This is a genomic window from Variovorax sp. P4_D9, from assembly GCF_056401695.1.
Window position 1 is genome coordinate 1 of the sequence record NZ_JBFUIU010000046.1, and the last position, 24859, is coordinate 24859.

At 69.4% G+C, this 24859-nt stretch carries 26 protein-coding genes; 18 read left to right on the forward strand and 8 right to left on the reverse strand.

The genetic code is table 11. From position 1 onward, the window contains the following. Together AC1DY5_RS07720 and AC1DY5_RS07725 are read left to right on the forward strand one after the other, a co-directional pair. Positions 1-318, forward strand: a 318-nt coding sequence (locus AC1DY5_RS07720) for an SCO family protein (RefSeq protein ID WP_478110396.1), incomplete at its 5' end; no start/stop codon positions are given. Between the two features lie 61 nt (positions 319-379). Next, positions 380-1225 carry a DNA alkylation repair protein gene (locus AC1DY5_RS07725; RefSeq protein WP_478110399.1) on the forward strand — a complete coding sequence of 282 codons (846 nt, stop codon included), beginning with the start codon at positions 380-382 and terminating at the stop codon, positions 1223-1225. Between the two features lie 50 nt (positions 1226-1275). Here the strand turns inward: AC1DY5_RS07725 and rpoH are convergent, their stop codons facing one another. The 3 genes from rpoH to ftsY form a co-directional block, all read right to left on the reverse strand. Continuing rightward, complete coding sequence (gene rpoH / locus AC1DY5_RS07730) at positions 1276-2217, reverse strand: RNA polymerase sigma factor RpoH (protein WP_478110401.1); 942 nt, start codon at positions 2215-2217, stop codon at positions 1276-1278. A gap of 115 nt (positions 2218-2332) precedes the next feature. Next, a complete protein-coding gene (locus AC1DY5_RS07735) occupies positions 2333-2794 on the reverse strand; it encodes an Mpo1 family 2-hydroxy fatty acid dioxygenase (protein ID WP_478110404.1) in 462 nt (153 codons plus the stop codon). Positions 2795-2870: 76 nt separating this feature from the next. Next, a complete protein-coding gene (gene ftsY / locus AC1DY5_RS07740) occupies positions 2871-4109 on the reverse strand; it encodes a signal recognition particle-docking protein FtsY (RefSeq protein ID WP_478110408.1) in 1239 nt (412 codons plus the stop codon). A 29-nt stretch (positions 4110-4138) separates the two neighbouring features. Here ftsY and AC1DY5_RS07745 point away from each other — a divergent pair, with 29 nt between their 5' ends. From AC1DY5_RS07745 to pcp, 8 genes are read left to right on the forward strand one after another with little or no spacing between them, the layout of a single operon-like run. Next, a complete protein-coding gene (locus AC1DY5_RS07745) occupies positions 4139-5602 on the forward strand; it encodes a M16 family metallopeptidase (RefSeq protein ID WP_478110411.1) in 1464 nt (487 codons plus the stop codon). Between the two features lie 17 nt (positions 5603-5619). Continuing rightward, on the forward strand, positions 5620-6963 hold the full coding sequence (locus tag AC1DY5_RS07750; RefSeq protein WP_478110413.1) for a M16 family metallopeptidase: 1344 nt from the start codon (positions 5620-5622) through the stop codon (positions 6961-6963). A gap of 47 nt (positions 6964-7010) precedes the next feature. Further along, positions 7011-7658: an RsmD family RNA methyltransferase gene (locus AC1DY5_RS07755; protein ID WP_478110416.1), complete on the forward strand. Its 648-nt coding sequence runs from the start codon at positions 7011-7013 to the stop codon at positions 7656-7658. A gap of 44 nt (positions 7659-7702) precedes the next feature. Continuing rightward, positions 7703-8206: a pantetheine-phosphate adenylyltransferase gene (gene coaD / locus AC1DY5_RS07760; protein WP_478110419.1), complete on the forward strand. Its 504-nt coding sequence runs from the start codon at positions 7703-7705 to the stop codon at positions 8204-8206. Next, positions 8203-8862: a 5-oxoprolinase subunit PxpB gene (pxpB, locus tag AC1DY5_RS07765; RefSeq protein ID WP_478110421.1), complete on the forward strand. Its 660-nt coding sequence runs from the start codon at positions 8203-8205 to the stop codon at positions 8860-8862. Before coaD ends, pxpB begins: the two co-directional genes overlap by 4 nt. Next, entirely contained in the window at positions 8862-9902 is a 1041-nt protein-coding gene (locus AC1DY5_RS07770; protein WP_478110423.1) for a 5-oxoprolinase subunit C family protein, read from the forward strand. The genes pxpB and AC1DY5_RS07770 overlap by 1 nt, the downstream gene beginning before the upstream one ends. Further along, positions 9892-10629, forward strand: coding sequence for a 5-oxoprolinase subunit PxpA (gene pxpA, locus AC1DY5_RS07775; RefSeq protein WP_478110426.1), 738 nt, complete (start codon positions 9892-9894; stop codon positions 10627-10629). The genes AC1DY5_RS07770 and pxpA overlap by 11 nt, the downstream gene beginning before the upstream one ends. Further along, entirely contained in the window at positions 10626-11273 is a 648-nt protein-coding gene (pcp, locus tag AC1DY5_RS07780; RefSeq protein WP_478110428.1) for a pyroglutamyl-peptidase I, read from the forward strand. The genes pxpA and pcp overlap by 4 nt, the downstream gene beginning before the upstream one ends. 15 nt (positions 11274-11288) lie before the next feature. On the opposite strand, the gene AC1DY5_RS07785 is transcribed toward pcp, so the two are convergent. Further along, positions 11289-11999, reverse strand: a complete 711-nt coding sequence (locus AC1DY5_RS07785; RefSeq protein WP_478110431.1) for an alpha/beta fold hydrolase — start codon at positions 11997-11999, stop codon at positions 11289-11291. A gap of 71 nt (positions 12000-12070) precedes the next feature. Here AC1DY5_RS07785 and AC1DY5_RS07790 point away from each other — a divergent pair, with 71 nt between their 5' ends. From AC1DY5_RS07790 to glxR, 8 genes are all read left to right on the forward strand, one after another. After that, complete coding sequence (locus tag AC1DY5_RS07790; protein WP_478110434.1) at positions 12071-12745, forward strand: histidine phosphatase family protein; 675 nt, start codon at positions 12071-12073, stop codon at positions 12743-12745. Positions 12746-12747: 2 nt separating this feature from the next. Next, complete coding sequence (locus AC1DY5_RS07795; protein WP_478110438.1) at positions 12748-14133, forward strand: amidase family protein; 1386 nt, start codon at positions 12748-12750, stop codon at positions 14131-14133. A 35-nt stretch (positions 14134-14168) separates the two neighbouring features. After that, positions 14169-14987 carry a phytanoyl-CoA dioxygenase family protein gene (locus AC1DY5_RS07800; protein ID WP_478110441.1) on the forward strand — a complete coding sequence of 273 codons (819 nt, stop codon included), beginning with the start codon at positions 14169-14171 and terminating at the stop codon, positions 14985-14987. A gap of 27 nt (positions 14988-15014) precedes the next feature. Continuing rightward, positions 15015-16046 (forward strand): LacI family DNA-binding transcriptional regulator, encoded by a 1032-nt coding sequence (locus AC1DY5_RS07805; protein ID WP_478110443.1) that lies wholly within the window; start codon positions 15015-15017, stop codon positions 16044-16046. Between the two features lie 106 nt (positions 16047-16152). Beyond that, complete coding sequence (locus AC1DY5_RS07810; RefSeq protein ID WP_478110444.1) at positions 16153-17112, forward strand: Bug family tripartite tricarboxylate transporter substrate binding protein; 960 nt, start codon at positions 16153-16155, stop codon at positions 17110-17112. Positions 17113-17122: 10 nt separating this feature from the next. Further along, positions 17123-18454: a glucarate dehydratase gene (gene gudD / locus AC1DY5_RS07815; protein ID WP_478110446.1), complete on the forward strand. Its 1332-nt coding sequence runs from the start codon at positions 17123-17125 to the stop codon at positions 18452-18454. A gap of 20 nt (positions 18455-18474) precedes the next feature. Beyond that, complete coding sequence (locus AC1DY5_RS07820; RefSeq protein ID WP_478110448.1) at positions 18475-19263, forward strand: HpcH/HpaI aldolase family protein; 789 nt, start codon at positions 18475-18477, stop codon at positions 19261-19263. A 16-nt stretch (positions 19264-19279) separates the two neighbouring features. Then, positions 19280-20158, forward strand: coding sequence for a 2-hydroxy-3-oxopropionate reductase (gene glxR, locus AC1DY5_RS07825; protein ID WP_478110449.1), 879 nt, complete (start codon positions 19280-19282; stop codon positions 20156-20158). Here glxR and AC1DY5_RS07830 read toward each other — a convergent pair whose 3' ends face one another. The 4 genes from AC1DY5_RS07830 to AC1DY5_RS07845 form a co-directional block, all read right to left on the reverse strand. Beyond that, positions 20159-21493, reverse strand: coding sequence for a tetratricopeptide repeat protein (locus tag AC1DY5_RS07830; RefSeq protein WP_478110451.1), 1335 nt, complete (start codon positions 21491-21493; stop codon positions 20159-20161). It abuts the gene before it with no gap. A 25-nt stretch (positions 21494-21518) separates the two neighbouring features. Continuing rightward, the gene (locus tag AC1DY5_RS07835) at positions 21519-22925 is read right to left on the reverse strand and encodes an amidase (protein ID WP_478110453.1); all 1407 of its coding nucleotides are present in this window, start codon (positions 22923-22925) and stop codon (positions 21519-21521) included. Continuing rightward, on the reverse strand, positions 22922-24412 hold the full coding sequence (locus AC1DY5_RS07840) for an ABC transporter substrate-binding protein (RefSeq protein WP_478110454.1): 1491 nt from the start codon (positions 24410-24412) through the stop codon (positions 22922-22924). Before AC1DY5_RS07840 ends, AC1DY5_RS07835 begins: the two co-directional genes overlap by 4 nt. An 81-nt stretch (positions 24413-24493) precedes the next feature. Then, positions 24494-24859 (reverse strand): ATP-binding cassette domain-containing protein (locus AC1DY5_RS07845; RefSeq protein ID WP_478110456.1); only part of this gene is annotated, 366 nt, incomplete at its 5' end.

Sequence of the window (24859 nt, forward strand, 5' to 3'; positions counted from 1 at the left end):
GACGGCGACAAGCTGCAGGTGGTGTTCATCACGGTCGATCCGGCCCGCGACACGCCCGAGGTCATGAAGGCCTACATGGGGGCCTTCGATCCTTCCTTTATCGCCCTGATCCCGACGCCGGACCAGCTCGCGGCCCTGGCCAGGGACTTCAAGGTCTACTTCAAGAAGGTCGAGGGCAAGACACCGACCAGCTACTCGATGGACCACTCGGCGGCAAGCTTCGTCTATGACCCGCAAGGCCGACTGCGCCTGTACGCGCGCTACGGCGCTGGCGTGGCGCCGATGGTCGAGGATCTCAAGGTCCTGCTCAAGTCATGAGCGCCGCGCCGGGCCGCCCCAAGCGAGCTCGCACCGCAGTGCGAAGCACGGAGGTTGCCTTATGTGCGCCGTGGTTTCGGTCGATCACCTGAAGAAGCGTAAGGGGGCCTTCCGCATCGCGCTGATCCCGCCGGAGGTGCTGGAGGCGCTCAACGACGGCCTGCTCGAGACCGTCAACCTCAACGAGTTCATGGCGCTGGAGCTGCCCCGGCTGGCGCGCAGCGTGGCCGCGCAGATCGGGCTCAATGCGGCCAGCGAGCGCCTGCTCGACACCTTCGCGATGCTGTCCGCCTTCAAGCCGATGCAGCGCCACGGCCACATCGCGCGGGCGCTCTACGACCTGACCGCGGTGCATCCGCAGCGCGATTCGGTGGCGCACCGGCTGGCCACGCATCCGAGCGACGTGGCGCGCTGCTGGGCGACGCAATGGATACCGATGTCGGGTCTGGCCCTGCCCGAACAGCTGGCGGCGGCTCGCCGCTTTGCCGTCGATCCGCATTTCGGCGTCCGCGAGATGGCCTGGATGGGCGTGCGTGAGGCGACCATCCGGTCGCTCGAGCAGGCGCTCGAACTGCTGCAGGCGTGGACCAGGGAGCCCGATCCGAACATCCGCCGCTTCGCCAGCGAACTGACCCGTCCGCGTGGCGTCTGGTGCGCCCAGATCGAGCGACTCAAGGCCGCGCCCTGGCTGGCCCTGCCGCTGCTCGAGCCGCTGAAGGCCGACAGCAGCCGCTACGTCCAGAACTCGGTCGCCAACTGGCTCAACGACGCCAGCCGGACCCAGCCGGACTGGGTCGAAGCGACCTGCGCGCGCTGGCTGGCCGAGAGCGATGCGGCGGCCGAAACTCGCTATATCGCGCGCCGGGCGTCGAGGACGCTGGCCAAGCGGGCACCCGAAGCGGCCTGACAAGGTAAAAACCCGGCGCGGGCCGGGTCTGTTTCGGGGGCGAAGGGCGCTCAGGCGTATTCGGCGAGAGCCTTCTTCATCTTCTTCATCGCGGCGACTTCGATCTGGCGAATGCGCTCGGCGCTCACGCCGTAGACCGAGGCCAGGTCGTGCAGCGTCATCCCGCCCGATCCGTCGTCGTTGACCTTGAGCCAGCGCTCCTCGACGATGCGGCGGCTGCGGTCGTCCAGGGCCTCCAGCGCGGTCGAGATACCGTCGGTCGACAGCCGGTCGCGCTGCCGCGATTCGATCTGGGCGGTCGGCTCCTGCGTCGCGTCGGCCAGGTAGGCGATCGGGCCGAAGCCTTCGTCGCCGTCGTCGGACGAGCTCGGATCGAGCAGCACGTCGCCGCCCGAGAGCCGGGTTTCCATCTCGAGCACTTCCTCGGGCTTAACGTTGAGCCGGGTGGCCATCTGCGAAACCTCGTCCGGGCTCAGCGTGTCGCGGTGGGTGCCGCCGTCGGCGGCGGCCGACTCGGCCTTGAAACCCTGCTTCATGGAGCGCAGGTTGAAGAACAGCTTGCGCTGGGCCTTGGTAGTCGCGACCTTGACCATGCGCCAGTTCTTCAGGATGTACTCGTGGATCTCGGCCTTGATCCAGTGCATGGCGTAGCTGACCAGCCGCACGCCCTGGTCGGGATCGAAGCGCTTGACGGCCTTCATGAGGCCGACGTTGCCCTCCTGGATCAGGTCGCCGTGCGGCAGGCCGTAACCAAGATATTGGCGAGAAATAGATACAACAAGGCGCAGATGCGACAAGATGAGCGCGCCGGCGGCTTCGAGATCGTTGTCGTCGCGCAGCTTGCGCGCAAAGCCCTGCTCTTCCTCGAGCGTCAGCAGCGGCAGGCGGTTGGCTGCCGAAATGTAGGCGTCCAAGTTACCCAGCGGAGGCACCATCGACCACGGATTGGCGACGGCAAGCTGGTTGGCAGAGGCTCCAGACAGTGTTGTCATTGGGGAAACTCCTTCGTTCATAGCCATATTAGCACTCGGTTGGAGGGAGTGCTAAGCTAAGGGTTCCCCCTTATTTTCTATGGGGTCGATAGCCGCCGCTTGTAGGCGACCAGGCCTACCAGCGGATGCCGAGGCGCTCGAAAACCTTGGACAGCACGAACAGCGGGCCGATCCAGAGGTATTGGATGTCTTCGAAGAAGGAAGGTTTTCTGCCTTCGATCTTGTGGCCGATGAACTGAAAGATCCAGGCCACCACGAAGATGACGGCGGACACCGGCAATACAAGGCCGCCCATCGCATGCACCAATGCCAGCAGCGCGACCGTTCCGACGAGCATGGTCGCCAGGAAGGCCGGGGAGCGCAGGGTCGCGTAGTAGACCAGGCTGGCTGCGACGAAGGCGTAGGCGACCCAGGGATGGAGTGCGAACAGCAGCCCGACGATGCTCAGCATGATCGCCGGGATGGCGACCATGTGGATCGCCTCGTTGGTTGGGTGGCGGTGGCTCTCGCCGTAGTGGGCGAGCAGGCGATCGACCTTGCGCTCGGTGTCGGCGAGGGGGGCGGCTGTGGTGTCCATTCGGGTCTCCTGCATGCCTCTTGGCGGGCGCAGACCATGATGCCAGAGCGCCTCCAGGCGCACAAACCCCGCCGGGCTAGCCGAGCAGGGCCTGGGCGAATTCCCGGGCGTCGAAGGTTTCCAGGTCCTCGAGCTTTTCGCCGACGCCGATGAAATAGACCGGGATCGGCCGTTCGCGCGCGATCGCGCACAGCACGCCGCCCTTGGCCGTGCCGTCCAGCTTGGTCACGACCAGCCCGGTCAGGCCCAGTGCCTCGTCGAAGGACTTGACCTGGGCCAGCGCGTTCTGGCCGGTGTTGCCGTCGATCACCAGTAGCACCTCGTGCGGCGCCGTGGGGTCGGCCCGGTTGACGACCCGCTTGATCTTCTTGAGTTCGTCCATCAGGTGGATCTGGGTCGGCAGCCGGCCGGCGGTGTCGACCAGCACCACGTCCTTGCCGCGCGCCTTGCCCGCGTTGACCGCGTCGAAGCTCACGGCGGCCGGGTCGCCGCCTTCCTGGCTCACGATCTCGACCGTGTTGCGGTCGGCCCAGACCAGCAGCTGCTCGCGCGCCGCGGCGCGGAACGTGTCGGCCGCCGCCAGCAGCACCGAGGCGCCCTCGTTGGCCAGGTGCTTGGTGAGCTTGCCGATCGAGGTGGTCTTGCCGGCACCGTTGACGCCGGCGACCATGATCACGGTCGGCGTGTGCTCGCCGATGACCAGCGACTTTTCCAGTGGCCGCAGCAGGTCCGCGATGGCGTCGGCCAGCAGCAGCTTGACCTGCGCCGCGTCGGTCGCCATCTGGCTCTTGACGCGGCGGCGCAGGTCTTCCAGCAGGTGCTCGGTGGCCTTGACGCCGGTGTCGGCCATCAGCAGCGCTTCTTCGAGCTCCTCGTAGAGCGCGTCATCGATCTGGGCATTGACGAAGGCGGCGGTGATTGTGTTGCCGGTCTTCCGCAGGCCGTTCTTGAGCTTGCCGAGCCAGCCGCTGCGCTCCGGAACGGGTGCCGGGGCGGGGAATGGGGCCGGGGGAGGGGGAGGAACCGRCGCCGTGGGAACGGGCACGGGCACAGGCGCAAATGCAGGCGGCTGGGGCTGGGGCTGGGGCGGCGCCGCGACCGGCGCCGGGGCGGCTACGGGTGGGGCTGCGGGGGCGGGTGCGGGTTCCGGCATCGCTGCCGGGGGCTCGGCGGGCGCAGACTTGCCGCCGAACCAACTGGAGGGCGAAAAGACCGATTTCGGCGCAGGCGCCGGGGCTTCTACCGCCGGGGCCGGCGGCTCCGGAGCGGGCGCCGGGCTCTCGGCCGCAGGTTTTTTCTTGAAGAAACTGAACATTGGGCGCTTTTTACAATCCGAGCCATTCTATGAAACACCCCTTGCCACGCCGCGCTGCGTCGGGTGCGGTGCTGGCTTCGGTGCTTATTGCGCTGTCGAGCCTGCCTGCCCTGGCCCAGGACGCCCCTTCTCCCGCCGCTTCGTCGAGCGCCGCCACGGCGGCGATTCCGGCCCGGCAATTCACTCTTTCCAACGGCATGACCCTGATCGTCAAGCCCGACCGGCGAGCCCCGACCGCAGTCCAGATGCTCTGGGTCCGGGTCGGCTCGATCGACGAAGTCGACGGCAACTCGGGCGTCGCGCACGTGCTCGAGCACATGATGTTCAAGGGCAGCAAGAGCCTCAAGCCGGGCGAGTTCTCGCGCCGCGTGGCCGGCCTCGGCGGCCGCGAGAACGCCTTCACCACCCGCGACTACACCGGCTACTACCAGCAGATTCCGGTCGAGCAGCTGGAGCAGGTCATGAAGCTCGAATCCGATCGTTTCGCCACCAACCAGTGGCCCGACGACGAATTCAAGCGCGAGATCGAGGTCGTCAAGGAGGAGCGCCGGATGCGCACCGACGACCAGCCGCGCGCGCTGCTCGGCGAGCAGCAGAACGCGGCCATCTTCACCGCCTCTCCCTACCACCGCCCGGTGGTCGGCTGGATGAGCGACCTGGAGTCGATGACGCCGGCCGATGCCCGCGCCTTCTTCCAGGCCTGGTACGTTCCGTCCAACGCGGCGATCGTGGTGGCCGGCGACGTCGATGTCGACAAGGTGCGGGCCCTGGCCGAGAAGTACTACGGCTCGATTCCGGCGCGTGCGGTGCCCCCGCGCAAGCCGCGCACCGAGCCCGCGCAGCGCGGCGTGCGCCGCGTCGACTTCAAGGCGCCGGCCGAGCAGGCCTACGTCTCGCTGGCCTTCCGCGCGCCGCAGATCGCGACCGGCGACAAGTTCGACACCGCCGCCGAGAACGACGCCTATGCGCTGGCGGTGCTCTCGGCCCTGCTCGACGGCTATTCCGGCGCCCGGCTCGACCGCGCGCTGACGCAGGGGCCCGACCGCGTGGCCGATTCGGCCGGCGCCTATGCCGGCTTCGTCGGCCGCGGGCCGCAGATCTTCGTGCTCGATGGCGTGCCGGCCGCGGGCAAGACGCCCGAGGCGCTCGAGGCCGCTCTGCGCGCCGAGGTCGCCAAGGTCGCGCGCGAAGGCGTCGGCGCGGCCGAACTGGCCCGCGTCAAGACGCAATGGGTGGCCAGCGAGACCTTCAAGCGCGACTCGGTGATGGCGCAGGCGCGCGAACTCGGCAGCAACTGGGTGCAGGGCCTGCCGCTGGACGCCAGCGAGCGGATCATCGCGAAACTGCAGGCTGTGACGGCCGAGCAGGTGCAGGCGGTGGCCGCCAGGTACTTCGGCGACGACCAGATGACCGCCGCCACGCTGCGGCCGCTGCCGCCCGAACCCAACCGCCGCCCGCGCGGCTTTGCAGCGCCCGCGGGCGACCTGCGCTGAACCAAGGCTGCATCCCGATGATCGATTCACGACGTTTCATGCTGCGCGGCCTCCTGGCCGGCGCGGCGCTCTCTCTCGGCGTTGCCGCCCAGGCCGCCATTCCGATCCAGCACTGGAGCCTGCCGAACGGCGCCAAGGTCTACCTGGCCRCCACCCAGGCACTGCCGATCGTCGATGTCGAGGTCGACTTCGATGCCGGCGGGCGGCGCGATCCGCCGGCCCAGGCCGGCCTCGCCTCGGTGACCGCGGGCATGGTCGAGAAGGGCATTCGCGCAAATGGCGAGGAGCCGGCGCTCGATCAGAATGCGCTCGGTGAGGCCTGGGCCGACCTCGGGGCGAATTTCGACGCCAACGCCGGCACCGACCGCGCCAGCTTCACCCTGCGCACGCTGTCCGACCCGGTGCTGCTCGACAAGGCGGTGCGGCTCGCGGCGCGCGAGATCGGTGAGCCGGCCTTCCCGGAAGATGTGTGGAAGCGCGAGCGCGAGCGCCTCAGCGCCTCGATCCGCGAGGCCAATACCAAGCCCGCGACCCGGGTCGAGAGGACTTTCGCGCATGCCGTCTATGGCGCCCATCCCTACGGCCTCGAAACCACCGAGGCCACGCTGGCCAGGATCGACGTGGCGGCGATGCGTGCGCACTACGAGCGCCTGATCGTCCCCTGCCGTGCCAAGGTCAGCATCGTCGGCGCGGTCACGCGCGCGCAGGCCGAAGGCATCGCCACCACGTTGTTGTCGAGGCTGCCGGCCGGCGGCGCCTGCGCCGAGTTGCCGGTCGTGCCCGAAGTGCAGCCGCTGGCGGCGCCCAGGGACGAGCGCATTCCCTTCGACTCGGCGCAGGCCCATGTGCTGATCGGCCAGCCCGGCTACCGCCGTGCCGACCCCGATCATTTCGCGCTGACGCTCGGCAACTACGTGCTCGGCGGCGGCGGCTTCGTTTCGCGCCTGACCGAGCAAGTGCGCGAGAAGCGCGGGCTGGCCTACAGCGTCTATAGCGGCTTTTCGCCGGGCCTGCACGCGGGCGCCTTCCGCATCAGCTTCCAGACCCGGCCCGACCAGGCCGCCGAAGCGGTGAAGGTGTCGAACGAGGTGCTGGCGAAATTCGTCGCCGACGGCCCGACCGCGGCCGAGCTCAAGGCCGCCAAGGACAATCTGATCGGCGGCTTTCCGCTGCTGCTGGACAGCAACCGCAAGCTGCTCGGCAATGTCGCGAACATCGCCTGGAACGACCTCCCGCTCGACTACCTCGAGACCTGGACCGCGCGCGTCAACGCGGTCACCGTGGCCGACGTCAAGGCCGCCTTCGCGCGCAAGCTCCAGCCCGAGAAGATGGTGACGGTGGTGGTGGGCGGCAAACCGTGAGAGGCGACCCCGGGACGCCCGGCTGCCGTTAAGCTCCGGGTGTGAAAATGAAGCCCCGAACACCCGCGCCCGCGGCGCCCGCCAAGCCGAACAAGCTCGCCAAGGCGCCCCATTTCGTCCGCATCATCGGCGGCCAGTGGAAGCGAACCCGCCTCATGGTCGCCGACAAGCCCGGTCTCCGGCCGACACCCGACCGGGTGCGTGAAACCCTCTTCAACTGGCTCGCCAGCCTGGCCGGCGCAGGCGGTGGCGAGCTGCCGGGCTGGCAGTGCGTCGATGCCTTCGCCGGCACCGGCGCGATCGGCCTCGAAGCCGCATCGCGCGGCGCCGCCTCGGTGCTGCTGTGCGAGCAGGACCCGGCGCTGGTGGCCCAATTGCAGGCGCTGAAGACCAAGCTCGGCGCCGATGCGGTGCGCATCGAGCGTGGCAACGGCATCACGGCGCTCGAGCGCGTGCCGGCCGGCATCCTGCATGCGGTTTTCCTGGACCCGCCGTTCGAGAACGCGGTCCTGTACGAGCCGGCCTTGCGTGCGGCCCTGCGGGCCCTGCGGCCCGAGGGCGTGATCTACCTCGAGACGGCTCGGCGCTGGAGCGACGACGAACTCGCCGAGCGCGGCCTCGCGGCCTACCGCTACCTGAAGGCGGGCGCGGTGCACGCCCATCTTCTCCATCCGGCGGCAAACGCCGCTGCATAATCCGCCGACTCGAGCCACCAGCGGCCGATTCAGGAGGAGCAAGCATGTCCAGCAACGTGATCGCGGTTTATCCCGGTACCTTCGACCCCATGACGCTAGGCCACGAGGACGTGGTGCGGCGGGCGACGCAGCTGTTTTCCCGGGTCATCGTCGCGGTGGCGGCGGGCCATCACAAGAAGGCGCTGTTCACGCTGCAGGAGCGCATCGACATGGCGAGCGAGGCGGTCCAGCCCTACAGCGACCAGGTCACGGTCGAGAGCTTCTCCGGCCTCCTGCGCGACTTCGTGGTGGCGCGCGGCGGCAAGGCGATGGTGCGCGGCCTGCGCGCCGTGACCGACTTCGACTACGAATTCCAATTGGCCGGCATGAACCGCTCGCTGATGCCCGAGGTCGAGACGGTGTTCCTGACGCCGAGCGACAAGTACCAGTTCATTTCGAGCACCTTCGTCCGCGAGATCGCGATGCTGGGCGGCGAGGTCGACAAGTTCGTCTCGCCCAAGGTCCAGGACAGCCTGCTCGCCAAGGTTCGCAGCCTCGGCCGCGAATGAGCGCAGCGCCGCTCAGGCTTCATTCGCTGGGCGAGGCAGCCCTCGTGTGCGAACTGCCGGCGCCGGCCACGCTGGGGCAGCAGCAGCGGATCTGGGCCCTGGCCGCCGAGGCGCTGCAGTGGCGCGGCGTGCAGGAGGCGCTGCCGGGCATGAACAACTTGAGCCTGCTGTTCGATCCGTCCCAGATCGACGTGGTCGAGCTCGAGATGCAGGTGCTGTCGGCCTGGCCGCAATTGGCAACGGCCGGCATCCAGGGACGCCGCATCGAGATTCCGGTCGCCTACGGCGGCGAGTCCGGCCCCGATCTGGCCGAGGTCGCGCGCCACACGGGCTTGTCGCCGGCCGAAGTCGTGAAGCGCCACAGTGCGGCCGACTACGTGGTGTACCTGCTCGGCTTCCTGCCGGGCTTCGCCTTCATGGGCGGGCTGCCGCCGGAGCTCGCGACGCCGCGCCGCAGGGAGCCGAGGCTGGCGGTGCCGGCGCGCTCGGTGGGCATCGGTGGCGAGCAGACCGGCATCTATCCGCTGGATTCGCCGGGCGGTTGGCAGCTGATCGGCCGCACGCCGCTGGAGATGTTCGATCCCAGCGCGGCCGAGCCGACCCGGCTGCGGCCCGGCGACCGGGTGCGCTTCGTGGTCGAAAGCATGGCGCTTTGATGGCGGCCGGCACCGGACTCACGGTCCTGCGACCGGGCATGCTGGCCTCCGTGCAGGACCTCGGTCGCCCGGGCCATCGCCACCTTGGCATCTGCCCGGGCGGGGCGCTCGATACCCTGGCGATGACGCTGGCCAATCGCCTGGTCGGCAACCCCGATGGCGCCGCCGGCATCGAGCTCACGATGGGCGGCTGCGAGCTCCGCTTCGAGACCGCCACCCGGATCGCGATCGCCGGCGACGATTTCGGCGCCACGCTCGACGGCGTGGCGCTGTGGTCCAACTGGAGCCTGCCGGTGGCCGCCGGGCAGGTGCTCGCACTGGCCGGGGCCAACCGGTCACCGCTCAAGACGGGGCTCAGGACCTGGCTCGCGGTGGCGGGTGGCATTGACGTGCCGGTAATCCTCGGTTCGCGCAGCACGGACCTCAAGGCCGGTTTCGGCGGCCACCAGGGGCGGGCGCTGAAGAAGGGCGACAAGCTGATGCTTGGCGCCTCGCCACTCGATGCGCAGCAACTGGCGCGTCGCCCCTTCGGTGTCCGCGGCCCCGCGCCGGCCTTGGATGGCGCGGGTGCGACCTTGCTGCGCGTGATGCCGGGTCCCGAGTTCGGGCAGTTCACGATCGCCTCGCGCGAGGCGATGTGGGGCGGCTCCTGGCGAATCACGCCGCAAAGCAACCGCATGGGGAGCCGGCTCGAGGGCTTCGAGCTCAAGCGCCGGCGCGCGGTCGACATGCTGTCGTCGGGGGTGATCCCGGGCACGATCCAGGTGCCGCCCTCGGGCCAGCCGATCATCCTGATGGGCGATGCCCAGACCACCGGCGGGTATCCGCGCATCGGCGCGGTGATCCGCGCCGACCTCTGGAAGCTGGCCCAGGCCCCGCTCAATGGCCGCCTGCGCCTGCAGCAGGTGGATGCGGTCGAGGCCCTGGCTGCCTGGGACGAGCGCCGGCGCTATCTGGCGCAGGTGGCGCAAGGCCTGGCGTCCGCAGGCTGGCCCATGCCGGCGCAGAATCCGGCCCAAGGAGAAAGCCATGCAGATTGACCTCAATGCCGACCTCGGCGAAGGATGCGACAACGACGAGGCCCTGCTGGGCCTGGTGAGTTCGGCCAACATCGCCTGCGGCTGGCACGCCGGCGACGCCCGCACCATGCAGCAGTGCGTGCGCTGGGCGATCGCCAACGGCGTCGCGATCGGCGCCCATCCGAGCTTTCCGGACCGCGAGAACTTCGGCCGCAGCACCATGAACTTGCCACCCGAAGAGATTGTGGCCGGCGTGCTCTACCAGATCGGCGCCCTGGCGGCGATCGTCAAGGCCGAGGGCGGCAAGCTGGCCCACGTCAAGCCGCATGGCGCGCTCTACAACCAGGCGGTCAAGGAGCCGGCGCTGGCCGAGGCGATCTGCGAGGCGGTGCGCCGCTTCGATCCCTCGCTGCGCTATTTCGGGCTGGCGGGCAGCGGCATGATCGGCGCCGCCGAGCGCGCCGGCCTGGTGCCGGTGGAAGAAGTCTTCGCCGACCGCGGCTACATGCCCGACGGCAGCCTGGTGCCGCGCAGCCAGCCGGGCGCCCTGATCGACGACGAAGAGGCCTCGCTGGCGCAGACCTTGTCGCTGGTGCGCGACCGCCGGGTGCGCGCGATCGACGGCAGCCTGGTGGCGGTCAACGCCCAGACCGTCTGCCTGCATGGCGACGGCCCGCACGCGCTGGCCTTCGCGCGCCGCATCCGGGAGCGGCTGGCGGCCGAGGGCATCGCGGTGGCGGCCACGTGAACGTCCTGCTGACCGGCTTCGAGCCCTTCGAGCAGGAGGCGATCAATCCTTCCTGGGAGGCCGTGCGCGCGCTCGATGGCTGGCGCCTCGAGGGCGCCGTGGTGCATGCGCGCCGCATCTCGTGCGTATTCGGTGCCGCCCTGCGCGAGCTCGACGCCGCGATCGACGAACTGCAGCCGCAACTGGTGCTGGCCATCGGCCAGGCCGGCGGCCGCAGCGAGCTGACGCCCGAGCGGGTGGCGATCAATGTCGACGACGGCCGCATCTGTGACAACGCCGGCTGCCAGCCGATCGATGTGCCGGTGGTGGCAGGCGCGCCCGCGGCCTATTTCTCGACCTTGCCGATCAAGGCCATGGTGCGCGACCTGCGGGCCGCGGGCATTCCGGCCGCGGTGTCGAACACTGCCGGCACCTTCGTCTGCAATCACTTGTTCTTCGGCCTGATGCACCGGATCGCGACCCGGCCGGTGGCCGGCATGCGCGGTGGCTTCATCCACATTCCGTACCTGCCCGCGCAGGTGGCGCAGCGGCCGGGCCTGCCGAGCATGGCGCTCGACACCGTGATCGCCGGGCTGCGAACCGCGATCGCCACGGCGCTCGCGGTTCGCGAGGATGTGCGCGAAACCGGCGGCCAGCTGCACTGACCCCCGCGCTGCCGCCTAAGTCATCTCGACCCAACGCTGCAGCCACGGGCCGAGCGTCGCATTGACGACCTCCGGCCGTTCCATCGTGAGCATGTGGCCGCACTGCGCGACCCAGACCAGCTCGGCCTGCGGGATCAGCGAGGCGATCTCGCGCGAGCATTCGGGTGGCGTCAGGCGGTCGTCGTCGCCGCACATCACCAGCACCGGGCAGCGCAGGCCGGGCAGGTGGGAGCGGGCGTCGGGGCGCGACATCAGCGCCCGGTTCTGCCGCACCAGCTGCGGCGCGCCGGCATCCAGCACCAGCTCGACGTAGCGCCGCAGCAGCGCCGCGTCGCCGGCGCGGGAACGATGGAAGGCGAAGCCGGCGTTGAGTTCGATGACGTCACGGGCCTCGCCGTTCTCGAAGAGCTCGATGGCCGAACGCCGCAGCTCGTACATCTCGGGCGTCTCGGCGCGGGCATTGGTGCCGAGCAGGGCCAGGCCGACGACGCGCCCAGGAGCCTGCCGCGCTACCTCCATCGCGACCATGCCGCCCATCGATGCGCCGCAGAGGATCAGCGGCCCGGGGTTTTCGGCCAGCACGGCCGCGGCCATGGTTTCGATGCGCTCGTGGCGCATGTGGGCGTCGCTCACGCGGACATCGAGGGTGGGCGGGAGTGCGGGCCGCTGGGCCTCCCAGAGGCGTTCGTCGCAGGCGAGGCCGGGCAGCAATACGAGACTTGGCATGCCCGGATTCTCCGCGAAACGCGCGCGGTCGCATGCCTGACACCGGCTGCTGGGAGAATGGAGCCCAGACCATGCCCATCACCACCGAACTCATCCTGATCCGCCACGGCGAGACCGACTGGAACCGCGAGCTGCGTTTCCAGGGCCACATCGACGTGCCCCTCAACGACATGGGCCACGAGCAGGCCAGGCGCCTCGGCCTGCGGCTGGCCGACGAGCCGGTGCAGCAGCTAATCAGCAGCGACCTGATGCGGGCGCAGCAGACCGCGGCGCCGGCCGCCCGCCAGCTCGAGCTCGAGATCGTCACCACCGTGTCACTGCGCGAGCAGAACTTCGGCGTCGTAGAAGGCATGCGCGCCGATGAGATCCAGGCCCTGCATCCCCGTGCCTGGGAGGACTGGCTGAAGTTCCGCGAAGACCATGCGATGCCCGAGGGCGAGTCGGCGCGCCAGTTCCACGCCCGGGTCATCGAGGCGCTGGGCCGTATCGCGACGGCGCACGTGGGGCAGAAGCTGCTGGTGGTCACGCATGGCGGCGTGCTCGACATGGTCTGGCGCACCGCGCGCGGGCTCGGGCTCAACGGGCCGCGCCAAAGCGACATCCCCAATGCCGGCTTCAATCGCATCCGCATCGCCGACGCCACGCAGCCCGAGCTGATCGAGATCGTCGACTGGGCCGACACCCGGCATCTGGCCGACCTGCCATCACAGCCGACCTACGACCAGAGCCGGCACCTGAAGAAGTAGCCGTGTTCGACCACGCGACCACCCGCAACCTCGTCGCCGCACTGCAGGCCGGGACGACCTCGGCCGTCGAACTGCTGGAACACGCGATCGCGCGCATCGAGCGGCTCGACCCCGCGATCAATGCCGTGGTGGTGCGCGACTTCGAGCGCGCCCGCGAGGCGGCCCGGATGGCCGATGCGGCGCTGGCGCGTGGTGAACGACGCCCGCTGCTGGGCGTGCCGGTCACGGTCAAGGAAGCCTTCAATGTCGAGGGCCTGCCCACCACCTGGGGCATTCCGGGTACCGGGCAGCCCGCCGCGGCCGAGGATGCGGTGCTGGTCCGACGGCTGAAGGCGGCCGGCGCCATCGTCATCGGCAAGACCAACGTCGCGATGCAGTTGGCGGACTGGCAGTCGAGCAACCCGGTCTACGGGACGACCAACAATCCGTGGGATCCGCGGCGCACCCCCGGCGGCTCCTCCGGTGGCGGCGCGGCGGCGCTGGCGGCGGGCTATGTCTCGCTCGAATTCGGCTCCGACCTGGTCGGTTCGCTGCGCGTGCCCGCCCATTTCTGCGGCGTCTTCGCGCACAAGCCCACGCACGGCCTGGTGCCGATGCGCGGCAGCGCGCCGCCGGGCACGCCGGCGCTGTCGGCGGACCCGGCGGTCGATCTCGCGGTGGTCGGCCCGATGGCGCGCAGCGCCGCCGACCTGGCGCTGGCGCTCGAGGTCGTCGCCGGCCCCGACGRTGCGGAAGCGATCGCCTACCGCCTGGTGCTGCCGCCCGCGCGCCATGCCGCGCTCGCCGATTTCCGGGTGCTGCTACTCGACGCGCATCCGCTGGTGCCGACCTCGCGGGCGGTCCGCTCGTCCTTGCTGCGCCTCGGCGAAGGCCTGGAGCGCGCCGGCTGCCGGGTCGGCCGCAGCAGCCCGCTGCTGCCGGATCTGGCGCGGGTCGCGTCGCTGTGGGGCGAGTTGCTCTGGGCGCAGCTCGGCGCCGACATGCCGGGCGCCGAGCCCGGCATCAGCCACCGCGACTGGATTCACGCCGACCGCGTGCGCGCCAGCATTGCGCATCGCTGGCGTGCATTCTTCGCGCAGTGGGACGTGCTGCTGTGTCCGGTCGCGCCGACGCCGGCCTTCCCGCACGACTATGGCGAGATGGAGACGCGGCGACTGCGCATCGACGAGCTCGAGATCGCCTACAAGGACCAGTCGCCCTGGTCGAGCATCGCCACCCTGACCGGCCTGCCCGCGACCGTGATGCCGATCGGGCCGAGCGACGACGGGCTGCCGGTCGGCATGCAGATCATCGGCCCGTACCTGGAAGATCGCACGCCGATCGCCTTCGCCGAGGCGGTGGAGCGCGCGTTCGGCGGCTTCGTCGCGCCACCGGCCTATCGCTCCTGAAGTCCCCATAATGGGCGCCTCCACGAGGTGCACACATGGCGCAACTGTCCCCGCAAGAGATCGCCCACTATCAGGCCGAAGGCTGGGTGATCCCGCAGTTCAGGCTGCCCGAGGCGCGCGTCGCGACGATGCGCGAAGCGCTCGACGAACTGATCCGCGACAACCCCGGCGTGCGCCCGGAGAAGCTTGTGTCGGCGCACGTCGAGGGCGACAACGGGGAGGGCGTGCGCGGCAGCCGGCAGTTCCTCGACCTGGCGATGGATCCGGAGATCGTCGAACTGGTGTCGGGCGTGATCGGCGAGGACGTGATCCTCTGGGGCTGCCATGTGTTCTGCAAGCCGGAGGCTGAAGGCTACGAGACCCCCTGGCACCAGGACGGGCACTACTGGCCGATCCGGCCGCTGGCGAACTGCACGGTCTGGGTGGCGCTCGAAGAATCGACGACCGAGAACGGCTGCCTGCGCGTGATCCCGCGCTCCCACATCGGCCAGCGACTGCACGAGCACCTGCTTGAGGACCGCACCGACCTGACCCTGAACCAGCGCATGGCCGCCGGCAGCTTCGACGAATCGATCGCGGTCGACCTCGAGCTCGAGCCGGGCCAGATGTCGCTGCACGACGTCTACATGATCCATGGCGCCCAGGCCAATACCTCGGAGAAACGCCGCACCGGCGTCGCGCTGCGCTACATGCCGGCGACCTCGGTGTTCGAGCGGGACCTGCGTCCGGCCGATGGCAAGAGCGGCGTCGCGGTCGACTTCGCGCGGCGGCCGCTGTGGCTGCTGCGCGGCACGGACCGCAGCGGCCGCAACGATCTCGAAGTCGGGCATCGGCGCGGGCGAGGGGTGCGGTAGCGCTACCGTGAGCCTAGAATCCTGCCGATGAGCAATCAGGATCCCCCCGTCAGACGCGCCCGCCGCGGCAGCGGCGCCGTCACGCTGCACGATGTCGCCAAGCTCGCGGGCGTGGCGCCGATTACCGCCTCGCGCGCCCTGAGCTCACCCCGGCAGGTCTCGGCCGAGGTCCTGAAGAAGGTCCAGGCCGCGGTCGAACGCACCGGCTACGTGCGCAACGTGCTGGCCGGCGGCCTGGCATCGACGCGCAGCCGGCTGGTCGCGGCGGTGGTGCCGACGATCGCCGGTCCGGTGTTCCTGCAGACCGTGCAGGCGCTGACCGAGGCGCTGGCCGAGCGCGGCTACCAGCTGATGCTGGGCCAGAGCGGCTATGTCAATTCGCGCGAGGACGCACTGCTCGAAGCCATCATTGGCCGCCGCCCCGACGGCATCGTGCTGACCGGCATCATGCATTCGGCGGAAGGGCGCAAGCGGCTGCTGGCCGCGGGCATCCCGGTGGTCGAGACCTGGGACCTGACGCCGACGCCGCTAGACATGCTGGTGGGCTTCTCGCACCCGGCGGTGGGCCGGGCGGTGGTGCAATTCCTCCTTGCCCGCGGCCGCCGCAGGCTGGCGGTGATAGCGGGCGACGACGAGCGCGCCCTTCGGCGCCTGCAGGCCTTCCGGGAGGCCGCACGGGCCGCCGGTCTGCCCGATGTGGCCGTGGTGCGGGTGCCGGCGCCCACCACCCTCAAGAGCGGTCGGACGGCATTGGCCGAACTGCTGCGTGATGTGCCGGACATCGATGCGGTGTTTTGCAGCTCGGACCTGCTTGCGCTCGGCGTCATGACCGAGGCCCAGGCGCGCGGCTTGCCGGTGCCGGGGCAACTCTCCGTGGTCGGCTTCGGCGACCTCGAGTTCGCCGCCGACCTGCATCCTTCGCTGACCACCGTGCGCATCGACGGTACGGCCATCGGCCGCCAGGCCGCGCAGTTCATCGTCGACCGTGCCGAGGGTGGGCAGGTCGGCGCGCGGGTGGTGGACATCGGCTTCTCGATCATCGAGCGCGAGAGCGCTTGATCCGTACAAACCCCTAGCTCTTCGTGCTTGCGTCTAATGACGGTAGCGCTATCATTCAGTCTTAATAGGTAGCGCTACCATTAATGAGCCATTCAAGGAGACAGACATGAAGAGATTGTTCGGGACCCTCGTTCTCGGCCTCGCCGCCCTCGGCGTCCAGGCGCAGGACTGGCCCCAGAAGCCCGTCACGCTGGTGGTCCCGTTCCCGCCCGGCGGATCGACCGACATGGTGGCGCGCGCCATCGCCCCGAAGCTCGGCGAGAAGCTCGGCCAGACCTTCCTGGTCGACAACAAGGCCGGTGCCACCGGCACCATCGGCGCCACCTTCGTCAAGCGCGCGGCGCCCGACGGCGCCACCTTCCTCGTGACCTCGCTCGGGCCGCTGGTGATCGCGCCGCACCTGATCAAGGGCATGCAGTACGACGCGCTGAAGGATTTCGACCTGGTCACGGTGGCGGTGCAGGCGCCCAACGTGCTCGTGGTGCCGGCCAAGTCGCCGTACAAGACGGTCGCTGAGGTCATCGCCAACCTCAAGGCGAACCCCGGCAAAATGACTTTCGCCTCCTCGGGCAACGGCTCGAGCGACCACCTCACGGCCGAGCTGTTCTGGCAGCAGACCGGCACCAGCGGCCTGCACGTTCCCTACAAGGGCGGTGCGCCGGCCATCACCGACTTGCTCGGCGGCCAGGTCGACGCCTCGTTCCAGAACGTCAACGCGGTAGTGCAGAACATCAACGCCGGCAAGCTGCGGGCGCTGGCGGTCACGGGCGACAAGCGTTCGCCGGTGCTGCCGGACGTGCCGACCGCGGCCGAGGCCGGCATCAAGAATCTCGAGGTCTACTCGTGGCAGGCGATCGTCGCCCCCAAGGGCCTGCCGGCCGCCGTGCGCAGCAAGGCGCATGATGCGATGGCCGCGGCGCTCAACGACCCCGCCGTGAAGCAGCAGTTCACCACCATCGGCCTCGAGGTCGTCGCCAACACGTCCGAGCAGTTCGCGAAGTTCCAGCAGCAGGAGTTCGCCCGCTGGAAGAAAGTGATCGAGACGGGCAAGATCACCATCGACTGAGAACCCAGCCATGTCCAACTCCACCCCCCTCGTCTCCGACCTGCGCGTGATCCCGGTCGCCGGCCGCGACAGCATGCTGCTCAACCTGAGCGGCGCCCACGGCCCCTTCTTCACCCGCAACATCCTGATCCTCACCGACAACGCCGGCCGCACCGGGGTCGGCGAGGTGCCCGGCGGCGAGAAGATCCGCCAGACCCTCGAGGACGCCCGCGACCTGGTGGTCGGCCAGTCGATCGGCAACTGCCAGCGCGTGATGCAGCAGGTGCAGAAGCAATTCGCCGACCGCGATGCCGGTGGCCGCGGGCTGCAGACCTTCGACCTGCGCACCACCATTCACGCCGTGACCGCGATCGAATCGGCGCTGCTCGACCTGCTGGGCCAGCACCTGGGCGTGCCGGTCGCGGCGCTGCTCGGCGAAGGCCAGCAGCGCGATGCGGTCGAGATGCTCGGCTACCTGTTCTACGTCGGCGACCGCGAAAAGAGCGATCTGCCCTACGCCCGCGAGGCCGAGGCCGACAACGACTGGTTCCGACTGCGCCACGAGAAGGCGATGACGCCCGAGGCCATCGTGCGGCTGGCCGAGGCGGCGCGCGACAAGTACGGCTTCAACGACTTCAAGCTCAAGGGCGGCGTGCTGCGCGGCGACGAGGAAGTGCAGGCCATCGTCGCGCTGCACGAGCGCTTTCCCGAGGCCCGCGTCACGCTCGACCCGAACGGCGGCTGGCTGTTGAAGGACGCCATCCGCCTGATGCGCGACATGCGCGGCGTGGTCGCCTATGCCGAGGACCCGTGCGGCGCCGAGGAGGGTTTCTCGGGCCGCGAGGTGATGGCCGAGTTCCGCCGCGCCACCGGCCTGCCGACCGCCACCAACATGATCGCCACCGACTGGCGCCAGATGAGCCATGCTCTGGCGCTGCAGTCGGTCGACATCCCTCTGGCCGACCCACACTTCTGGACCATGGCCGGCTCGGTGCGCGTGGCCCAGACCTGCCGCGACTGGGGCCTGACCTGGGGCTCGCATTCGAACAACCATTTCGACGTTTCGCTAGCGATGTTCACCCACGTCGGCGCCGCCGCACCGGGCCGCGTGACCGCGATCGATACCCACTGGATCTGGCAGGACGGCCAGCGCCTGACCAAGGACCCATTGCAGATCGTCGGGGGCCACGTGCAGGTGCCGAAGAAGCCCGGCCTGGGCGTCGAGCTCGACATGGCCGAGGTCGAGAAGGCCCACCAACTGTACAAGCAGCACGGGCTGGGCGCGCGCGACGATGCGACGGCGATGCAGGCGCTAATCCCCGGCTGGAAATTCGATCCCAAGCGTCCGGCCTTCGACCGTTGAACAACCACCAGGAGAGATCCATGCGAGAAAACCGCCTGCGCACGCTGTGGAAATCGGGGGGCGCCGCGGTCAACGGTTGGCTCGCGATTCCTAACGGCTTCTCGGCCGAGACCATGGCCCACCAGGGCTGGGACTCGCTGACCATCGACCTGCAGCACGGCGTGGTCGACTACCAGTCGATGATCCCCATGCTGCAGGCGATCTCGACCACCGACACGGTGCCGGTGGTGCGCGTGCCCTGGCTCGATCCGAGCGCGCTCATGAAGGCGCTCGACGCCGGCGCCTATGGCGTGATCTGCCCGATGATCAGCACGCCCGACGAGGCCGCGAAGCTGGTCGCCTACACCCACTATGCGCCGCGCGGCACGCGCAGCTTCGGGCCGATCCGCGCCTCGCTCTACGGCGGCGCCGACTATGCCCAGCATGCCAACGACACCATCGTCACCTTCGCGATGATCGAGACCGCCCAGGCGCTCGACAATCTCGACGCCATCATGTCGGTCGAAGGGCTCGACGCGGTCTACATCGGGCCTTCGGACCTCTCGCTGGCGCTGGGCTGCAGGCCGGTGTTCGACGACGTCGACCCGGCGGCGGCCCAGGCCATCGACCACATCCTCGCGCGTGCCAAGGCGCATGGACTGGTGGCCGGCATCCACAACGGCACGGCCGAGGGCGCGCTGGCGCGCATCGCCAAGGGCTTCCAGTTCGTCACGGTGAGCTCGGACGCGCGCATGATCGCGGCCGGCTCGCAGCAGCTGCTTTCCAAGATGCGCGCCGCCCCGGCCGCGCCCGGCTCCTCCACTTATTGAAGAAAGGGAACACGACATGAAGATCGGATTCATCGGCCTCGGCATCATGGGCGCACCGATGGCGCAGAACCTGATGCAGGCCGGCCACGAGCTGATCGTGCGCACGCGAAGCAAGGTGCCCGAGGCACTCAAGGGCGCCACCGTCTGCAAGACCAACGCCGAGGTCGCGCGCGCGGCCGAGGTCGTGATCCTGATGCTGCCCGACACACCTGACGTCGAGCAGGTGCTGTTCGGCGAGGACGGCGTCGCCTCGGGCCTGACCAAGGGCAAGACCGTGATCGACATGAGCTCGATCGCGCCGATGGAGACCAAGCGCTTCGCCAAGAAGATCAACGAGCTCGGCTGCGACTACCTCGATGCGCCGGTCTCGGGCGGCGAAGTCGGCGCCAAGGCGGCCAGCCTGACGATCATGGTCGGCGGCGACACCACGGTGTTCGAGCGTGCCAGGCCGCTGTTCGAGGCCATGGGCAAGAACATCACGCTGGTGGGCGGCAACGGCGACGGCCAGACCACCAAGGTAGCGAACCAGATCATCGTCGCGCTCAACATCGCGGCGGTCGGCGAGGCGCTGCTGTTCGCGAGCAAGGCCGGCGCCGATCCGGCCAAGGTGCGGCAGGCGCTGATGGGCGGCTTCGCGGCCAGCCGCATCCTCGAGGTGCATGGCGAGCGCATGATCAAGCGCACCTTCAACCCGGGCTTCCGGATCGCGCTGCACCAGAAGGACCTGAACCTTGCGCTCGCGGGCGCCAAGGAGATGGACGTGGCGCTGCCGCAGACGGCGTCGGCGGCCCAGCTGATGCAGTCTTGCGCCGCCCACGGCTGGGACCAGCTCGATCATTCGGCGTTGGTCAAGGCGCTCGAAGCCATGGCCGCGCACGAAGTGGCGGCGGGTTGATCAATTGAATGCGGGCAGGCCGAGCCGCGTGTAGACCGCGGCGGCCTGCCGGCGCAGCCGCAGCGACTCCGGCTGACCGTTGAGCTGGCGCTGCAGGATGCCCTGCGCACCGGCCAGCGAGGCCTCGGTGCCGAGGCGCAGCAGGGCGTCGAGATAGACCTGCTCGAACAGATCGCGCTGCGCATGGCTGCCGCCGATCTCGACCAGCCTTGGCAGCGCCAGGCTCAAGCCATCGATCGCCGCCGCGAAGTCGCCGCGGGCGTGGGCGCGAAGTCCGTGCGCGGCCGGCGCGCAGACGCGCTCCCAGGCATGGCGAGTCGATGGTGGCGCGTGCGACGCGAAGGCCTCGATGTTGCGCAGCAGCGTGTCGGCCTCGCCACGGCCGGCGCGGGCCAGGCCGTAGAGGTATTGCAGGTCCAGGAAGGGCAGCACGTGGTCGTCGAGCCGCTGTGCCAGATGGTCTGCCACGTCCTGCCAGCGATCGCCGACCGGGATGCCCGCGAGCTCGAAGCGTGCCAGCAGCGAGACGGCGCCGATCTGGTCCTGCGAGTAGTCCTTGACCACGCCCCAGACCTCGCGGTCGTAGGTGGCCAGCGCCTCGTCGTCGCGGCCGAGGTCGATCAGGAACAGCGCCACGTGCCACCAGTTGTGCGTGACCATGAAGGAGTTGAGGCCGACCCAGGTGTCGCWGAGGGCCCGCATCACGGCCAGCCCTTCGTTGAGGCGCCCTTCGGTCAGCATCACGTGGCCGAGTGCGTGGTGCGCCCAGGGCTCCTTGCGCCGAATCGTGATCGCCCGGTGCGCGCTGGTCTCGGCCTCGCGCAGCAGATGGCATTGCTCGTAGCCGAAGGCGGCCATGCCGTGCAGGTAGGGGACATCGGCGGCGGCGGGCAGCGCCGCCAGCGCGAGCCGCAGCATGCCCGGGCAGTCGCCGGTGTTGAAGCAGTGGTACTGGCCGAGCTTGAGCGAGGCCAGGTCGCGCGGGTGCTCCTTCGCCTGCTCTTGATGCAGCGCGATCGCGCGCGCGATGTCGCCGGCGGCCCAGGCTGCGACGGCCTCGATGTAGCGCTGCTCGCGCGGCGTGGTGCGCGGCGCGCCGGTCTGTGCGCGTTCGAGGAAGGGGCGCGCGTTGGCCGCGGCATCCTTCGATTCGGCGAACAGGTGCAGCGTGGCGCAGTAGGCCTGCACGATCGGGCTTTCGTCGTCGGCGGCCGCCAGCGCGTCGACCACGCGGGCCTCGCAGGAGATGAAGCCCTCAACGAAGGCGTTGATTGCCTGCAGGCTCGCGGCGTCGTCGACCGTGACCGGATTGCCCAGGCTGTCAGTGAAGTGCATGGCTGTGCCTGCTCCGCTCGATCGATCAGCCGCGCGGCGGTTCGGGCCAGGGCCGCTGCGGATCGCGGATCAGCTCGAAGGCGCGCGACACGCGGAGCACGCCCAGGTCGTCGAAGCGCTGCCCCGCGATCTGCAGGCCGATCGGCAGACCGCCGGCGCTGTAGCCGCAGTTGATCGAGGCCGCTGGCTGCTCCGACATGTTGAAGGGCACCGTGAAGCCGATGTGCTCCAGCGGCCGCAGCGGGTCATTGGTGGGCGAGGGCGCCTCGGCTGCGGCGGGCAGGTTCGGCGCGGTCGGCGAGATCACGTAGTCGTACCTGGCGCAGGCCGCTACGGTCGCCACGCGCGTCGCATGGAACTGGCTCAAGGCGCGGAACACATGCTCGCCACTGAAGCCCTCGGCGCTCTCGGCCCACTGGCGGATGTAGGGCAGCACCTTGGCGCGCTGCTCGGGACGCAGCGCATTCATGTCGACCAGCGAGCGCATGCGCCACAGGTGGTCCATGCCGTCTAGCATCGCCTGCGACATGAAGGGCTGCATCGGCTCGACGATTGCGCCCGCGCGCTCGAAGAGATGCGCCGCACGCTCGACCGCGGCGCGGATCTCGGGCTCGACCGCGAGGCCGCAGCCGGTGTCGAGCAGCAAGCCGATGCGCAGGCCGCGCAGGTGCTCGGCGCCGACGTCGAAGCCGGGCCAATCGATGTCCTGCGGCGGCAGGCTCATGCTGTCGCGGGCATCGGCGAGGGACAAGGGCTGCATCATCAGCGCCGCATCGCCAACAGTGCGCGTCATCGGTCCGGCGGCGCGGCCCATGTAGGGCGGATCGATCGGGATCCGGCCCAGGCTCGGCTTGAGCGTGAAGATGCCGCACCAGGACGCCGGCAGCCGCAGCGAGCCGCCGATGTCGGTGCCGATATGCAGCGGGCCATAGCCCGCCGCCGCTGCCGCGCCGGCGCCCGCACTCGATCCGCCCGGCGTCCGCGAGAGATCCCACGGATTGCGCGCCAGCGCATGGAAGCTCGAGAGGCCCGAGGACAACATGCCGTAGTCGGGCATGGTGGTCTTGGCCAGGATCACCGCGCCGGCTTCCTTCAGCCGCGCCGCGGGCGGCGCATCGGAGGCGGCCGGCCGCAGCTCGGTCGCCGCGGTGCCGGCCGGCATCGGGTCGCCCCGGGTCGCGATGTTTTCCTTGATCGTGGTCGGGATGCCGTCGAGCGGCCCCTGCGGCTCGCCCCGGGCCCAGCGCGACTCGGCCGCGCGGGCCTGTTCGAGCGCGGCCTCGGGGCGCAGCAGCCAGGTGGCCTGCAGCTGCGGTTCCCAGCGCTCGATGTGCGCGAGCACCGACTGCGTCACCTCGACCGGCGAGAGGCGCTTCCCGCGGTAGCCGGCGATCAGCTCCCGAGCCGACAGTTCGTGCAGTGCGCCGCTCACGACCAGGACAGCGCCGACAGGTCGTTGGCGAAGATCGGCATCTCCTTCCAGAGGCCCTTGACGCCCTTCTTCGCGATGACCGGGAACTGCGGCTGGAACAGGAAGGCGTTGGCCGCGTCGTTGGCCAGCAGGCGCTGCGCATCACCCAGCAGCTTGTTGYGCTCGGCCGTGTTGCCGGTGGCCTTGATCTTGTCGAACAGCGCGTTGAATTCCTTCGACTGGTAGCCCCAGTAGTAGTCCGCCTTTGCATAGTTGCCGAGGTCGAAGGGCTCGACGTGCGAAACGATGCTGAGGTCGTAGTCCTTGTTGCCGTAAGTGCCGCTCAGCCACTGGGCCCATTCGACGTTCTGGATCTTCACGTTGATGCCGATCTTGGCCAGCTGCGCCACGATCACCTCGCCCCCCTGGCGCGCATACGGCGGCGGCGGCAGGGTCATCGTGAGCTCCAGCGGCGTCTTCACGCCGGCCTCGGCCAGCAACTGCTTGGCCTTCTCGATGTTGAAGGGATTGACGCCAGTGGTGTCGACATAGCCCGCGGCCCCCGGCACGTAGTGGCTGCCGATCGGCACGCCGAAACCGTCGGCCRCACCCTCGATCACCGCCTTGCGGTCGATCGCCATCGCGATCGCGCGCCGCACGCGAACGTCGTCGAGCGGCTTGCGCTTGTTGTTGATTGCCAGGATGGTCTTGGCCCGCGAGCCGCCCAGGATCACCTGGAACTGCGGGTTGTTCTTGAACTGCGGCACCACGCGCGTGGCGATGCGCGGGAAGGCGTCGACGTCGCCGGCCAGCAGCGAGGCGGCCTGGGCCGCCGGGTCGGAGATGAAGCGGAAGGTGACCTTGTTGAGCTTCGCGGCGCCCGGGTTGCGGAAGCCGTCCCACTTGCTCAGCACCAGCGAGCTGCCCTTGTTCCAGCTGTCGAGCTTGTAGGGGCCGGTTCCGACCGGCTTGGTGGCGTTGCTGTCGGCGCTCTTCGGCTCGACGATGACGGCCGTCGCCTGGCCCAGCACGAAGGGCAGGTCGGGGTCGATCTCCTTGTTGATGATCACCACCGTGTAGTCGTCGATCACCTGGGTGCTGATGTTGGCGAAGGTGCGCTTGTCCTTGTTGGTGCTCTTCTCGCCGCCGGCGCGGTCGAAGGAGAACTTGACCGCCTGCGCATTGAAGGGCTCGCCGTTCTGGAACTTGACGCCGCGGCGCAGCTTGAAGGTGTAGGTGCGCAGATCGGGCGAGATCTCCCAGCTCTCGGCCAAGAGCGGCGAGACGCTGCCGTCGGCATTGATCTTGGTCAGGGTCTCGAGGATGTTGTACTGGACGATCTCGGCGATCGCGGCGGCGGCGCCGGCGGTCGGGTCCAGGCCCGGCGGCTCGAGCGTCATGCCGATCACCATCGAGTCCTTGCGGCCCTGCGCCAGCGCGGCTTGCGGCAGCGCGAGCGGCACGGTGGCGAGTGCGGCGGTGGTCAGGAGGGTGCGGCGATTCAACATGGTTCAGGGCTCCAGGGAAAGGCGGATGGGAAATACAACGTTACATCATCGCGAACGGGCGCCTGCGCCGCAAGCACTTGCTCATGCGGATGCGAGCGGTTCGGCGCGCGGCACGGCGGCCAGCAGGGCCTGGGTGTACGGATGCTTCGCATGCGCGAAGAGCCGCTGCGGCGCCCCGCGCTCGACCACGATGCCGCGGTGCAGCACGCAGACCTCATCGCACAGGTGGTTCACCACGGCCAGGTCGTGGCTGATCAGCAGGTAGCTGATGCCGAACTGCTGCTGCAGGTCTTGCATCAGGTTGAGCACCTGGGCCTGCACCGAGACGTCGAGCGCGCTGACCGGTTCGTCGGCGACGATCAGCTTCGGCCGCGTGATCAGGGCGCGCGCGATCGCGATGCGCTGGCGCTGGCCGCCGGAGAATTCGTGCGGGTACTTGTGCAGGTC

Excerpts from the sequence above, each read along its gene's own strand:
- AC1DY5_RS07725 (WP_478110399.1), top strand. The coding sequence starts at position 380 with ATGTGCGCCGTGGTTTCGGTCGATCACCTGAAGAAGCGTAAGGGGGCC.
- rpoH (WP_478110401.1), bottom strand. The coding sequence starts at position 2,217 with ATGACAACACTGTCTGGAGCCTCTGCCAACCAGCTTGCCGTCGCCAAT.
- AC1DY5_RS07735 (WP_478110404.1), bottom strand. The coding sequence starts at position 2,794 with ATGGACACCACAGCCGCCCCCCTCGCCGACACCGAGCGCAAGGTCGAT.
- AC1DY5_RS07745 (WP_478110411.1), top strand. The coding sequence starts at position 4,139 with ATGAAACACCCCTTGCCACGCCGCGCTGCGTCGGGTGCGGTGCTGGCT.
- AC1DY5_RS07755 (WP_478110416.1), top strand. The coding sequence starts at position 7,011 with ATGAAGCCCCGAACACCCGCGCCCGCGGCGCCCGCCAAGCCGAACAAG.
- coaD (WP_478110419.1), top strand. The coding sequence starts at position 7,703 with ATGTCCAGCAACGTGATCGCGGTTTATCCCGGTACCTTCGACCCCATG.
- pxpB (WP_478110421.1), top strand. The coding sequence starts at position 8,203 with ATGAGCGCAGCGCCGCTCAGGCTTCATTCGCTGGGCGAGGCAGCCCTC.
- AC1DY5_RS07770 (WP_478110423.1), top strand. The coding sequence starts at position 8,862 with ATGGCGGCCGGCACCGGACTCACGGTCCTGCGACCGGGCATGCTGGCC.
- pxpA (WP_478110426.1), top strand. The coding sequence starts at position 9,892 with ATGCAGATTGACCTCAATGCCGACCTCGGCGAAGGATGCGACAACGAC.
- AC1DY5_RS07785 (WP_478110431.1), bottom strand. The coding sequence starts at position 11,999 with ATGCCAAGTCTCGTATTGCTGCCCGGCCTCGCCTGCGACGAACGCCTC.
- AC1DY5_RS07790 (WP_478110434.1), top strand. The coding sequence starts at position 12,071 with ATGCCCATCACCACCGAACTCATCCTGATCCGCCACGGCGAGACCGAC.
- AC1DY5_RS07800 (WP_478110441.1), top strand. The coding sequence starts at position 14,169 with ATGGCGCAACTGTCCCCGCAAGAGATCGCCCACTATCAGGCCGAAGGC.
- AC1DY5_RS07805 (WP_478110443.1), top strand. The coding sequence starts at position 15,015 with ATGAGCAATCAGGATCCCCCCGTCAGACGCGCCCGCCGCGGCAGCGGC.
- AC1DY5_RS07810 (WP_478110444.1), top strand. The coding sequence starts at position 16,153 with ATGAAGAGATTGTTCGGGACCCTCGTTCTCGGCCTCGCCGCCCTCGGC.
- gudD (WP_478110446.1), top strand. The coding sequence starts at position 17,123 with ATGTCCAACTCCACCCCCCTCGTCTCCGACCTGCGCGTGATCCCGGTC.
- AC1DY5_RS07820 (WP_478110448.1), top strand. The coding sequence starts at position 18,475 with ATGCGAGAAAACCGCCTGCGCACGCTGTGGAAATCGGGGGGCGCCGCG.
- glxR (WP_478110449.1), top strand. The coding sequence starts at position 19,280 with ATGAAGATCGGATTCATCGGCCTCGGCATCATGGGCGCACCGATGGCG.